At 41.7% G+C, this 12504-nt stretch carries 9 protein-coding genes, 2 tRNA genes and 3 rRNA genes; 10 read left to right on the top strand and 4 right to left on the bottom strand.

Going from position 1 to position 12504, the window contains the following annotated elements; genetic code table 11:
- Positions 1 to 113 precede the first annotated feature (113 nt).
- A complete protein-coding gene (locus AAC388_RS18175) occupies positions 114 to 1007 on the bottom strand; it encodes a LysR family transcriptional regulator (RefSeq protein WP_017386232.1) in 894 nt (297 codons plus the stop codon).
- Positions 1008 to 1114: 107 nt separating this feature from the next.
- Here AAC388_RS18175 and AAC388_RS18170 point away from each other — a divergent pair, with 107 nt between their 5' ends.
- Both AAC388_RS18170 and AAC388_RS18165 read left to right on the top strand, forming a co-directional pair.
- Positions 1115 to 1981, top strand: a complete 867-nt coding sequence (locus tag AAC388_RS18170; RefSeq protein ID WP_069122178.1) for an MBL fold metallo-hydrolase — start codon at positions 1115 to 1117, stop codon at positions 1979 to 1981.
- A 391-nt stretch (positions 1982 to 2372) separates the two neighbouring features.
- A complete protein-coding gene (locus AAC388_RS18165; protein ID WP_000733015.1) occupies positions 2373 to 2603 on the top strand; it encodes a hypothetical protein in 231 nt (76 codons plus the stop codon).
- 170 nt (positions 2604 to 2773) lie between these two features.
- On the opposite strand, the gene AAC388_RS18160 is transcribed toward AAC388_RS18165, so the two are convergent.
- Entirely contained in the window at positions 2774 to 3100 is a 327-nt protein-coding gene (locus tag AAC388_RS18160; protein WP_342371030.1) for a hypothetical protein, read from the bottom strand.
- A 209-nt stretch (positions 3101 to 3309) separates the two neighbouring features.
- Here AAC388_RS18160 and AAC388_RS18155 point away from each other — a divergent pair, with 209 nt between their 5' ends.
- The 8 genes from AAC388_RS18155 to AAC388_RS18120 all read left to right on the top strand — a co-directional run bounded on the left by AAC388_RS18155 (position 3310) and on the right by AAC388_RS18120 (position 11297).
- Entirely contained in the window at positions 3310 to 4380 is a 1071-nt protein-coding gene (locus tag AAC388_RS18155; protein WP_342371029.1) for an alpha/beta hydrolase, read from the top strand.
- A 157-nt stretch (positions 4381 to 4537) separates the two neighbouring features.
- A complete protein-coding gene (locus AAC388_RS18150) occupies positions 4538 to 5095 on the top strand; it encodes a peptidylprolyl isomerase (protein ID WP_032056172.1) in 558 nt (185 codons plus the stop codon).
- Between the two features lie 391 nt (positions 5096 to 5486).
- Positions 5487 to 7024: ribosomal RNA gene (locus AAC388_RS18145) — 16S ribosomal RNA — on the top strand.
- Between the two features lie 59 nt (positions 7025 to 7083).
- Positions 7084 to 7160 (top strand) — tRNA-Ile (locus AAC388_RS18140).
- A 55-nt stretch (positions 7161 to 7215) separates the two neighbouring features.
- Positions 7216 to 7291 (top strand) — tRNA-Ala (locus AAC388_RS18135).
- Between the two features lie 352 nt (positions 7292 to 7643).
- Positions 7644 to 10534: ribosomal RNA gene (locus AAC388_RS18130) — 23S ribosomal RNA — on the top strand.
- Between the two features lie 186 nt (positions 10535 to 10720).
- Positions 10721 to 10835 (top strand): 5S ribosomal RNA (rrf, locus tag AAC388_RS18125).
- The 16S, 23S and 5S rRNA genes sit together here with 2 tRNA genes alongside, the layout of an rRNA operon.
- A gap of 111 nt (positions 10836 to 10946) precedes the next feature.
- A complete protein-coding gene (locus AAC388_RS18120) occupies positions 10947 to 11297 on the top strand; it encodes an ankyrin repeat domain-containing protein (RefSeq protein WP_228705493.1) in 351 nt (116 codons plus the stop codon).
- Positions 11298 to 11340: 43 nt separating this feature from the next.
- On the opposite strand, the gene AAC388_RS18115 is transcribed toward AAC388_RS18120, so the two are convergent.
- Both AAC388_RS18115 and AAC388_RS18110 read right to left on the bottom strand, forming a co-directional pair.
- Positions 11341 to 11883, bottom strand: coding sequence for an NAD(P)H-dependent oxidoreductase (locus AAC388_RS18115; protein WP_342371028.1), 543 nt, complete (start codon positions 11881 to 11883; stop codon positions 11341 to 11343).
- Positions 11884 to 12020: 137 nt separating this feature from the next.
- The gene (locus AAC388_RS18110) at positions 12021 to 12503 is read right to left on the bottom strand and encodes a peptidylprolyl isomerase (RefSeq protein ID WP_342371027.1); all 483 of its coding nucleotides are present in this window, start codon (positions 12501 to 12503) and stop codon (positions 12021 to 12023) included.
- Position 12504: the final 1 nt, after the last annotated feature.

Below are 12504 nucleotides of genomic sequence, written 5' to 3'. Positions count from 1 at the left end.
ATCAGCATTTACTGGGTAAAACCTGAACTGCCATGCATATGCTGTAATTCATTAATAGGGATGAAGTATGGGCATTGCCTAAAAATTCAAGCGTACACGGCAATTTAAAACTTTTAATTTTGCGGTTTTAAGTAAAAATCTAAATTTTCGATCATAAAAGCAATAAATTCCTGGGTTATTTTGGGCAAATGTTGTCTTGAAGCATATACCACTGACAAACTTAATTCGGGAGCCGAAAAGTTTTTAAATAAAGGCACTAACCGTTTTTCTTTTAAATCTTTATTAACTAATAAGGTCGGTAACATTGCCACACCTTGAGCATGTACACACATGTCATAAACAGCATTTACATCATTACTTTTAAAGGTGACGTTTAAAGGATAATTCTGCGGTTGCTGTTCAGTATCAAAAAGTGTCCAAAATTGATGTTGGCTATGGTGAGCTAAACATTCATGTTGAATAAGTTGCCTTGGATGGGAGAGGGGGCTGTGTTGCTTTAAATAATCAGGATGAGCGCAGAAAACGGACTCGATTTGACAAACAGGTCGTGCAATTAATCCATCTGCAACTTTTTGCGTTATACGTAAGGCTAAATCGACCTGAGCATCAATTAAGTCCATTGTATTTTCAGTCAGATATACATCAAATTGAATATGCGGATGTTGCTGTTTAAATTGGCGAATACATTCTCCAACCCCTAATTGAAATAAAAATAAACCGCAGGTAAAACGAATCGTACCATTATGTTGTTCAGGTGCGGCTAACTCTTGTAGAAGTTGCTGTTGTTGTAAAATATTTTCGCAGTAGAGGAGGGCTTTTTCACCTGCTGGTGTGAGAGATATTTTTCGTGTATTTCTTTGAAATAGTCGAGTTGAGAATGTGTGCTCTAGGTGCTCAAGATAGCGTGAAACCATGGCACGGGAATAATTTAGGTGTTCTGCGGCTTTGGTTAAATTGCCATGTTGAGCAATAGAAACAAAGACGTGTATGGCTTTTAATGTGTCCATATACTTTATCATTGTTACAATATATGCAACAGTTTATCTTAATTTAGTGCATTTACCTTACAAGAATTGCAATTTAAAGTATTTCTCATGAATTTGGAGAATACATAATGAAATTTTTTAAATTAACTGCTTCAGTCCTAGCAACTGCTACCGCTTTAACAGTAACTTCCTCAGCTTTTGCGCAAGATTTGAAAATCCAAAGTTTCTTGGCTAAACCCGAACATTTTGGTGTGACTTCTACTTTAATTGAAGGCGATAAAGAAGTTCTGTTGGTAAATGCGCAATTCTCAAAATCTGAAGCATTACGTATTGCTGCGGATATTTTGGATAGTGGTAAAACATTAAAGACAATTTTCGTAAGTTATGGCGATCCGGACTATTACTTTGGCTTAGATGTATTTAAACAATACTTCCCAAATGTACAAATCATTGCAACACCAGAAACTGTTAAACATATCCAAGATACTCAAGCGCTTAAAGTGAAATATTGGGGTCCACAAATGGGTGCAAATGCGCCTAGTCAAATTATTGTGCCTCAAGCTTATACTGCTAAAACTTTAAAGTTAGAAAATGAGTCGATCGAAATTAAAGGTAAGAAAGAACTCACTTATTTATGGATTCCTTCTTCTAAAGCAGTAGTAGGTGGTATTCCTGTCTCTTCAGGTATTCATTTATGGATGGCAGATACGCCAAAAGTTAAAGATCGCAATGAAGTGATTCAAGCTTTAGAAAGTATTAAATCACTCCAACCTCAAACAGTTGTTCCAGCTCATATGGTTGAGGGAGCTCCACAAGGTTTGGATGCGGTTAACTTCTCTATCGACTATCTCAAGAGCTATGAGAAAGCGGTCAAAGTAAGTAAAAATGCGAGTGAGCTAAGTCAGCTCATGCAGAAACAATATCCAACATTGAAGAGTGTGGATAGCCTAGAACTAGGTGCAAAAGTTGTAAAAGGTGAGATGCAATGGCCATAATTAAAATCGAAACACCATAAATTTTCTAAAAAGCCGTGGTCTATCCCCGGCTTTTTTTATGAAATAAGGCATTTTCAAGTAAAAAGTCTCTGTAACATTCTACGCACCTTATATAGCGTTTCTATGAAGAGAAAATTTTTAACGAGAGTAAAAGGCTAAGATAAAAATTAGAAATTGATAAAAATAAACAAAAGCTTAAGTTGTAGCTTCTATATAAAAGGTAGAGGTGAGGCTAAGGAAGAGGTTTTAATAAAAAATTGCACAATTTGTACTTCTATTACTACAAAAGACAACCAATGATACGCACGCCAGAAAAAAAAATTGTGAATTATAGGCAGCGCGAAGATGAACTTTGCATTTAAACGTTTGTCGTAATGAAAGGAAAGTGATTATGAAAAAATTAGGTCTTATCTCTGTAGTACTTGCTGGTGTTGCTTTTACAGCTGTTGGTTGTGCATCTGAAGCTGGTTTAAATGCATCAGGTTCAGCTCAAACTAGCGCTAGCCCATCTGGCGTACAAGCTGGTGTTGGTGTAGATGCAGGTGTTTCTGGTCAAGCACAACCAGGTCAAGTTGATGCTGGTGCTTCTGGTTCTGTTTCAGGTTCTGCAACTGCTCAGTAATTCTTAGTGATAAGAACAGTTAAAAGATTATAGAGTACATATATTCAAGATGCCGATTTATATATGAAATGAGCTGCTACTCATTATTCTATAGTCAAGAGAATGTGGATTTCTCAACAAAAAAGCCCCAAAAGACTTATCTCTTTGGGGCTTTTTATATAGTAATGAGATTAGTCATCATGACGATAATTTCGGTGGTCATGATCACGATCTTCTAATCTTTTCTTCTCCCATTCACGGTGTCTTTTTTCCCACTCATGACGATTTTTGTCCTGTTCACGAGCATCTTTACGTTGTTGTTCGTATATTCTCTTACGCTCCTCCCAACGTTTTCGTTCCCAGTCACTATAGCGACGTCCATCGTTACGGTCATAACGATCATCATCATGATCATGGTAACCATAACCACCGCGATAATAAGGGTCATCTGTATAAGCAACACAGCCTACAGTTAAAAGACTGGTTGCTAACAAAGTAACAACTAGTTTTGCTGACATAGCCCAATCTCCTTTGTCTGTTAACAATAATTGGCAAAAAAGTCCTGTTTTAAACGACAGATTTGTTAATGACATTTGCTATAAATCAGATTAGCGTAGATTGGTTTTTACCTTTGTATCTTGATTACATGAGTTGTATGCGAATATAGTCAAACAACAAAGAATTCTGTAGAAAATATGAAGGATAAGAGGAATTCATGGAGATAGGCATGACAGCATTTAATCAAAAAATTCAAACATTGCTAGATAAGGGCCAAGGGCCTGCTGCTCGAGCTCTTGATAAGTTACCTCGATTGGCTCAAGAGTCACTTGCCAAAATTCTTGGATATTCCTACCAATACCCAGATCTCGACTCATTTACTAAATGTATGATGGCCGTACAAATTAAACAGGGACGTATCGGTTTCATTGGTTCAGATCCTATTGAGTCTAGACGGCAGTTTGATACACAAATGTTGGCTATACGCCAGAAATCAACTGAAATTGATTCAGTAAAAGACATTCGTTTGCCGCTTCAAAGTGGAACTGTTTTCGCAAGACACTATCATCCTTCACCGAATAAAAAATTACCTCTGATTGTTTTCTATCACGGGGGAGGGTTCGTTGTGGGTGGTTTAGATACTCATGATGAGGTTTGTCGTATATTGGCAAAATATGCAAAAGTACAAGTACTCAGTATTGATTATCCACTTGCACCTGAGGTCTCACCTCAACATTTAATCCAATCATGTGAAGATGCATTAGCTTGGGTATATCAAAATCGTAGACAATTAAAAATATTAAAAAATCGTATTGCTGTAGCAGGGGATAGTGCAGGGGGGAATATTAGTACGGTTGTGGCTCAACGATCAGTAAACAAACCTTATGCTCCACAAGCACAGCTTCTCATTTATCCTACAGTTGATTTTAAAAGCCGACATCCTTGTTTTTATGCTTATAACGAAGGATTAGTTTTGACGGATAGCGATATTAATTATGTCACTCAATATTATGCAACTCAGCATAATGTAGAATTAGATGATCCAATTATTTCTCCAACCTATGGTAATTTGAAAAAGAATCCACCAGCTTTTGTGATTACGGCTGGTCATGACGTACTGCATGACGAAGCAAAAATTTATAGCTATAAGCTAAGACAAAATGGCGTCAAAATGCATTATGAAGAATATCCGGATCAAACCCACGGTTTTATAAACTTGACACCTATTTCGAAAAAGGCAAAACGCTATACCATCGAGATCAGTAAAAACTTCAGAAAGTTCTGGGATAAAAATAGTTAAATAAAAGCTTAGTCCATGTTTCACGTGGAACGTGGACTAATACTTTAATCCAAAATATAAAGCACTAAATAAAAGATAATAAATACTCACTAGAATTCTTTTATATAGATGATTAAATTTATCATTTATTAAGTTTGGCATTTTGTTGTAGGAAGATATGAAAAAATTATTAATGTTATGTTGTTTAGGTATAAGCAGTCATTCAGTATGGGCTGACACCTTAGTTGAAATGCAAACGAATTTGGGTAATGTTGAAATACAACTTTATGATGATAAAGCACCAAACAGTGTGAAGAATTTTAAAGACTATATAAAGTCAGGCTTTTATAAGGATACGATATTTCACCGTGTAATTCCTGGTTTTATGGTGCAGGGCGGTGGACTTACTGCAAATATGCAGGAAAAGACTACACGAGCACCTATCAAAAATGAAGCTGGGAATGGAATTGCTAACACACGAGGAACTTTGGCAATGGCCCGTACAGCAAATCCTGACTCAGCTACTAGTCAGTTTTTCATAAACGTTGCAGATAATAATTTTTTAAATCGCTCTGCGGGTAATCCTGGTTATGCAGTTTTTGGAAAAGTAATTAAAGGAATGGATGTGGTTGACCGTATTGTTCAGGTCCCTACATCAAACTATGGCATGCATCAAAACGTACCAAAACAGTCTATAAAGATAGTAGATATAAAGTTTAAAACTCTCCAAAAATAAATTAACTATATAAATCATATGCTTGTTTGTTTTTGAGATTTTTTTTGGCTGAAAAAGAACCGGTCGAACGTGCATATTTATAAAAGTGCTTGCGTACCAGTTTTTTTTCCCTATAATGCACTCATCCCGACGCGATACACGAGAATATCTTAGCTTACAGGGTTGAGATGAAAGCTTAGTATTGCGTTGAATTCTGTCTCTGACGAAGAGCAGAAAAATCATTAAGAGAATTGAAGAACAACTTGTGTGGATTTTTACTGGTTGATTAATCGAAATAATTTTCATTGATTGATTGGTTTAAATTACTCGAAGTTTATTTGAGCGAAATTTAAGTCAGTAATTGATGAGCCAGAATTGGTACCTTGTCTTTAAATAAGGTACAAAATGATTTTAACTGAAGAGTTTGATCATGGCTCAGATTGAACGCTGGCGGCAGGCTTAACACATGCAAGTCGAGCGGAGAGAGGTAGCTTGCTACTGATCTTAGCGGCGGACGGGTGAGTAATGCTTAGGAATCTGCCTATTAGTGGGGGACAACATTTCGAAAGGAATGCTAATACCGCATACGTCCTACGGGAGAAAGCAGGGGATCTTCGGACCTTGCGCTAATAGATGAGCCTAAGTCGGATTAGCTAGTTGGTGGGGTAAAGGCCTACCAAGGCGACGATCTGTAGCGGGTCTGAGAGGATGATCCGCCACACTGGGACTGAGACACGGCCCAGACTCCTACGGGAGGCAGCAGTGGGGAATATTGGACAATGGGCGCAAGCCTGATCCAGCCATGCCGCGTGTGTGAAGAAGGCCTTATGGTTGTAAAGCACTTTAAGCGAGGAGGAGGCTACTTTAGTTAATACCTAGAGATAGTGGACGTTACTCGCAGAATAAGCACCGGCTAACTCTGTGCCAGCAGCCGCGGTAATACAGAGGGTGCAAGCGTTAATCGGATTTACTGGGCGTAAAGCGCGCGTAGGCGGCTAATTAAGTCAAATGTGAAATCCCCGAGCTTAACTTGGGAATTGCATTCGATACTGGTTAGCTAGAGTGTGGGAGAGGATGGTAGAATTCCAGGTGTAGCGGTGAAATGCGTAGAGATCTGGAGGAATACCGATGGCGAAGGCAGCCATCTGGCCTAACACTGACGCTGAGGTGCGAAAGCATGGGGAGCAAACAGGATTAGATACCCTGGTAGTCCATGCCGTAAACGATGTCTACTAGCCGTTGGGGCCTTTGAGGCTTTAGTGGCGCAGCTAACGCGATAAGTAGACCGCCTGGGGAGTACGGTCGCAAGACTAAAACTCAAATGAATTGACGGGGGCCCGCACAAGCGGTGGAGCATGTGGTTTAATTCGATGCAACGCGAAGAACCTTACCTGGCCTTGACATAGTAAGAACTTTCCAGAGATGGATTGGTGCCTTCGGGAACTTACATACAGGTGCTGCATGGCTGTCGTCAGCTCGTGTCGTGAGATGTTGGGTTAAGTCCCGCAACGAGCGCAACCCTTTTCCTTATTTGCCAGCGAGTAATGTCGGGAACTTTAAGGATACTGCCAGTGACAAACTGGAGGAAGGCGGGGACGACGTCAAGTCATCATGGCCCTTACGGCCAGGGCTACACACGTGCTACAATGGTCGGTACAAAGGGTTGCTACCTAGCGATAGGATGCTAATCTCAAAAAGCCGATCGTAGTCCGGATTGGAGTCTGCAACTCGACTCCATGAAGTCGGAATCGCTAGTAATCGCGGATCAGAATGCCGCGGTGAATACGTTCCCGGGCCTTGTACACACCGCCCGTCACACCATGGGAGTTTGTTGCACCAGAAGTAGCTAGCCTAACTGCAAAGAGGGCGGTTACCACGGTGTGGCCGATGACTGGGGTGAAGTCGTAACAAGGTAGCCGTAGGGGAACCTGCGGCTGGATCACCTCCTTAACGAAAGATTGACGATTGGTAAGAATCCACAACAAGTTGTTCTTCATAGATGTATCTGAGGGTCTGTAGCTCAGTTGGTTAGAGCACACGCTTGATAAGCGTGGGGTCACAAGTTCAAGTCTTGTCAGACCCACCATGACTTTGACTGGTTGAAGTTATAGATAAAAGATACATGACTGATGATGTAAGCTGGGGACTTAGCTTAGTTGGTAGAGCGCCTGCTTTGCACGCAGGAGGTCAGGAGTTCGACTCTCCTAGTCTCCACCAGAACTTAAGAGAAGTTCGGATTACAGAAATTAGTAAATAGAGATTTCGGTCTTGGTTTATTAACTTCTGTGATTTAAGTATCACGGTATTAAGCATGACCTGACGAAGGCGTGTTTATTCATTAACAGATTGGCAAAATTGAGTCTGAAATAAATTGTTCACTCAAGAGTTTAGATTAAGCAATTAATCTAGATGAATTGAGAACTAGCAAATTAACTGAATCAAGCGTTTTGGTATATGAATTTAGATTGAAGCTGTACAGTGTTTAAGTACACAGACAACAGATAGTAGCGATGAAGAATCGCACGGACAACACTCACTTGTAGGTGTTGACGACTGTTTGGGGTTGTATAGTCAAGTAATTAAGTGCATGTGGTGGATGCCTTGGCAGTCAGAGGCGATGAAAGACGTGATAGCCTGCGAAAAGCTCCGGGGAGGCGGCAAATATCCTTTGATCCGGAGATTTCTGAATGGGGGAACCCACCTACTTTAAGGTAGGTATTGCAACATGAATACATAGTGTTGCAAGGCGAACGAGGGGAAGTGAAACATCTCAGTACCCTTAGGAAAAGAAATCAATTGAGATTCCCTCAGTAGCGGCGAGCGAACGGGGATCAGCCCATTAAGTTATGTGTGTTTTAGTGGAACGCTCTGGGAAGTGCGAACGTAGAGGGTGATATTCCCGTACACGAAAGGGCACACATAATGATGACGAGTAGGGCGAGGCACGTGAAACCTTGTCTGAATATGGGGGGACCATCCTCCAAGGCTAAATACTCCTGACTGACCGATAGTGAACCAGTACCGTGAGGGAAAGGCGAAAAGAACCCCTGTGAGGGGAGTGAAATAGATCCTGAAACCGCATGCATACAAGCAGTGGGAGCACCTTCGTGGTGTGACTGCGTACCTTTTGTATAATGGGTCAGCGACTTATATTCAGTAGCGAGGTTAACCGTATAGGGGAGCCGTAGAGAAATCGAGTCTTAATAGGGCGTTTAGTTGCTGGGTATAGACCCGAAACCAGGCGATCTATCCATGAGCAGGTTGAAGGTTGGGTAACACTAACTGGAGGACCGAACCCACTGTCGTTGAAAAGCCAGGGGATGACTTGTGGATAGGGGTGAAAGGCTAATCAAGCCTGGTGATAGCTGGTTCTCCCCGAAAGCTATTTAGGTAGCGCCTCGGACGAATACCATAGGGGGTAGAGCACTGTTTCGGCTAGGGGGTCATCCCGACTTACCAAACCGATGCAAACTCCGAATACCTATGAGTACTATCCGGGAGACAGACTGCGGGTGCTAACGTCCGTAGTCAAGAGGAAAACAATCCAGACCGCCAGCTAAGGCCCCAAAATCATAGTTAAGTGGGAAACGATGTGGGAAGGCATAGACAGCTAGGAGGTTGGCTTAGAAGCAGCCACCCTTTAAAGAAAGCGTAATAGCTCACTAGTCGAGTCGGCCTGCGCGGAAGATGTAACGGGGCTAAAACTATGTGCCGAAGCTGCGGATTTGACATTAGTCAAGTGGTAGGGGAGCGTTCTGTAAGCCGATGAAGGTGTATTGAGAAGTATGCTGGAGGTATCAGAAGTGCGAATGCTGACGTGAGTAACGACAAAACGGGTGAAAAACCCGTTCGCCGAAAGACCAAGGGTTCCAGTCCAACGTTAATCGGGGCTGGGTGAGTCGACCCCTAAGGCGAGGCCGAAAGGCGTAGTCGATGGGAAATTGGTTAATATTCCAATACTTCTGTGTAATGCGATGAGAGGACGGAGAAGGTTAAGTCAGCCTGGCGTTGGTTGTCCAGGTGGAAGGATGTAGGTATGTATCTTAGGCAAATCCGGGGTACTCTATACTGAGATCCGATAGCAAGCTGTACTTGTACAGTGAAGTGGCTGATACCATGCTTCCAGGAAAAGTCTCTAAGCTTCAGTTACACAGGAATCGTACCCGAAACCGACACAGGTGGTCAGGTCGAGTAGACCAAGGCGCTTGAGAGAACTCTGCTGAAGGAACTAGGCAAAATGGTACCGTAACTTCGGGAGAAGGTACGCTGTTGTTGGTGATGGAACTTGCTTCCTGAGCTGACGACAGCCGCAGAAACCAGGCCGCTGCAACTGTTTATTAAAAACATAGCACTCTGCAAACACGAAAGTGGACGTATAGGGTGTGATGCCTGCCCGGTGCTGGAAGGTTAATTGATGGGGTTAGCGTAAGCGAAGCTCTTGATCGAAGCCCCAGTAAACGGCGGCCGTAACTATAACGGTCCTAAGGTAGCGAAATTCCTTGTCGGGTAAGTTCCGACCTGCACGAATGGCATAATGATGGCGGCGCTGTCTCCAGCAGAGGCTCAGTGAAATCGAAATCGCTGTGAAGATGCAGTGTACCCGCGGCTAGACGGAAAGACCCCGTGAACCTTTACTGCAGCTTGACACTGAACTTTGACCTTACTTGTGTAGGATAGGTGGGAGGCTTTGAAGTTGGAACGCTAGTTCCAATGGAGCCGTCCTTGAAATACCACCCTGGTAATGTTGAGGTTCTAACTCTGTCCCGTTATCCGGGACGAGGACCGTGTCTGGTGGGTAGTTTGACTGGGGCGGTCTCCTCCTAAAGAGTAACGGAGGAGTACGAAGGTGCGCTCAGCGTGGTCGGAAATCACGCGTAGAGTATAAAGGCAAAAGCGCGCTTAACTGCGAGACCCACAAGTCGAGCAGGTACGAAAGTAGGTCTTAGTGATCCGGTGGTTCTGTATGGAAGGGCCATCGCTCAACGGATAAAAGGTACTCTGGGGATAACAGGCTGATACCGCCCAAGAGTTCATATCGACGGCGGTGTTTGGCACCTCGATGTCGGCTCATCTCATCCTGGGGCTGAAGCAGGTCCCAAGGGTATGGCTGTTCGCCATTTAAAGAGGTACGCGAGCTGGGTTTAGAACGTCGTGAGACAGTTCGGTCCCTATCTACCGTGGGCGCTGGAAATTTGAGAGGATCTGCTCCTAGTACGAGAGGACCAGAGTGGACGAACCTCTGGTGTACCGGTTGTGACGCCAGTCGCATCGCCGGGTAGCTATGTTCGGAAGGGATAACCGCTGAAAGCATCTAAGCGGGAAGCCTACCTCAAGATAAGATTTCCCTAGGAATTTATTCCTCTAAAGAGCCGTTCGAGACTAGGACGTTGATAGGTTGGATGTGGAAGCATAGTGATATGTGAAGCTGACCAATACTAATTGCTCGTGAGGCTTGACTATACAACACCCAAGCAGTTGTATATGAAGCATCAATCGATTCATAAACATGCAAAGCAACTTGATTTAGTTAAACACTTAGCTAAAATGAACAACGAAAAATCAGACCAATCAGCCCATCTGTAAAGATTTGGAAAACGCAACGTATCACACAGTGAATAAAACGAAGCAAGTATCCATACCAGTTGTGCTGGCGACCATAGCAAGAGTGAACCACCTGATCCCTTCCCGAACTCAGAAGTGAAACCTCTTAGCGCTGATGGTAGTGTGGGGTTACCCATGTGAGAGTAAGTCATCGCCAGCTCATTATTCTAAACACCCCCATTCTAATGAATGGGGGTGTTTTTTTATTAGGGGAATTTAATTTTTAATAAAAGATAGGTCCAAAATTAGATTTGTATTCTTGCTGTATTCTATGAATATAATGATGAACTCTATTATTTTGGGTACATCCATGAAAATCAATTCTTTCTCTCCAATACCTAAAGATGATGAAGAGCTATCTTTGCCTGCATTGATTTATTGGGCATCTCTAGGTGATATCGATCAAGTAAAAGAATTACTAATAGAGGGAGAGGATCCTAATCAGATAGATGATGAGGGATATAGTGCTCTACAAGCAGCTGCTGAAAATGATCATTTAGAGATAGTTCAACTCTTAATTGAAAAAGGTGCGCATGTCGCTTACAAAAGTGAATACACAGCATTAGAGCTTGCAGAAATGGCAGGTAATGCTGATGTAGTGGAGTATTTAAATAGTTTATAAAATTAAAGGCCTCTTTTGTTTAGAAAAGAGGCCTTTTGTGCAATTAAGACAAATGATATTTCTGTAATTTCTCAACAATGGATTGAAGACCTTTTACTTCAAATTCATTAGCTTCGAATTTTTCATCTTTATTACGTTTAAATATATCTCTTATCTCTATTACAGCATTCGGGTCAATAATACTTAAACTTGAGGTGACTTGACGTATTTGGCTAATAGAACGAGAGCCATTTGTTGAACCATAGCCAATAAATGCAGCAGGTTTACCACCCCACTCCTTACCGACATAATCAAGTGCATTTTTTAAAGCTGGGCTGTAACCATGGTTGTATTCTGGGCTAATAAAGATAAATGCGTCTGCTTGAGCAATTTTGTCTGCCCATTCTTGTTGTTTAGGTTGATCATAAATCCCGGTAGCAGGTGGGTGAGAGCCTGAAAATAACGGTAAATTCCACTTTTTTAAATCAATTACTTCTGTCTGAAAATCTTCTAGATTAAATGATGGAATTGTGGATTCTAGCCAATTGGCAACTTTAATTGCTGTACATCCTTCACGAACACTTCCTACGATAATATAGACCAGCATGTATTTTTCCTAAGAATTTTTATCTTTATAACTTAATTCATTCTATAGGTAGGAGAGAATATAGAATTTGTAAGGAATCTTATGTCACTAATAAAAATTGAATCATAAAAAAGCCCTCATTTAGAGGGCTTTTTTATTTACATTAGCTTAAAGCCTTGTTGGCCTTCAGGAGTAACCTTAAATATTTCTACTTCAAAGGTAATATTTTTCCCAGCTAATGGGTGATTAAAATCAATTTCTGTAATGTCATCATTAACTGATTTTACTACACCGAATAAGGTGGTTTTTGCCTTATCTTCAAATTCGATCATGTGACCAGGAATAGGGCGTTGTTCAAACTTAACTGTATCGAAAGTTTGAACATTTTCTGGATTCCACGGACCAAAAGCCTCTTCTGGTGGAAGGTGTACTGTACGGCGGTCACCTGCACGTAAACCGAATAATGCTTTTTCGAAACCTGGTAAAAGGTTTCCGTCACCAATAGTCAGACTAACTGGCTCTTCACGGCTACGTGTATTGTCAATTTCTACACCATTTTCGATAGCTACAGAAAAGTGTAGGTCGACTTTAGAGCCTTCTTGGATACGAATTTCTTCGTTAGGTTGAATAATTTCGGTCATA

It is taken from the genome of Acinetobacter sp. D009, from assembly GCF_038562025.1.
Taxonomy (GTDB): Bacteria; Pseudomonadota; Gammaproteobacteria; order Pseudomonadales; family Moraxellaceae; genus Acinetobacter; species Acinetobacter pittii.
Note: the sequence above shows the minus strand (reverse complement) of the source record. Positions and strands in the feature narration are given on the sequence as shown.

What these genes read in the sequence shown, in the direction of transcription:
- AAC388_RS18175 (WP_017386232.1), bottom strand. Translation starts at nt 1,007, where the DNA reads ATGGACACATTAAAAGCCATACACGTCTTTGTTTCTATTGCTCAACAT.
- AAC388_RS18170 (WP_069122178.1), top strand. Translation starts at nt 1,115, where the DNA reads ATGAAATTTTTTAAATTAACTGCTTCAGTCCTAGCAACTGCTACCGCT.
- AAC388_RS18165 (WP_000733015.1), top strand. Translation starts at nt 2,373, where the DNA reads ATGAAAAAATTAGGTCTTATCTCTGTAGTACTTGCTGGTGTTGCTTTT.
- AAC388_RS18160 (WP_342371030.1), bottom strand. Translation starts at nt 3,100, where the DNA reads ATGTCAGCAAAACTAGTTGTTACTTTGTTAGCAACCAGTCTTTTAACT.
- AAC388_RS18155 (WP_342371029.1), top strand. Translation starts at nt 3,310, where the DNA reads ATGACAGCATTTAATCAAAAAATTCAAACATTGCTAGATAAGGGCCAA.
- AAC388_RS18150 (WP_032056172.1), top strand. Translation starts at nt 4,538, where the DNA reads ATGAAAAAATTATTAATGTTATGTTGTTTAGGTATAAGCAGTCATTCA.
- AAC388_RS18120 (WP_228705493.1), top strand. Translation starts at nt 10,947, where the DNA reads ATGAATATAATGATGAACTCTATTATTTTGGGTACATCCATGAAAATC.
- AAC388_RS18115 (WP_342371028.1), bottom strand. Translation starts at nt 11,883, where the DNA reads ATGCTGGTCTATATTATCGTAGGAAGTGTTCGTGAAGGATGTACAGCA.
- AAC388_RS18110 (WP_342371027.1), bottom strand. Translation starts at nt 12,503, where the DNA reads ATGACCGAAATTATTCAACCTAACGAAGAAATTCGTATCCAAGAAGGC.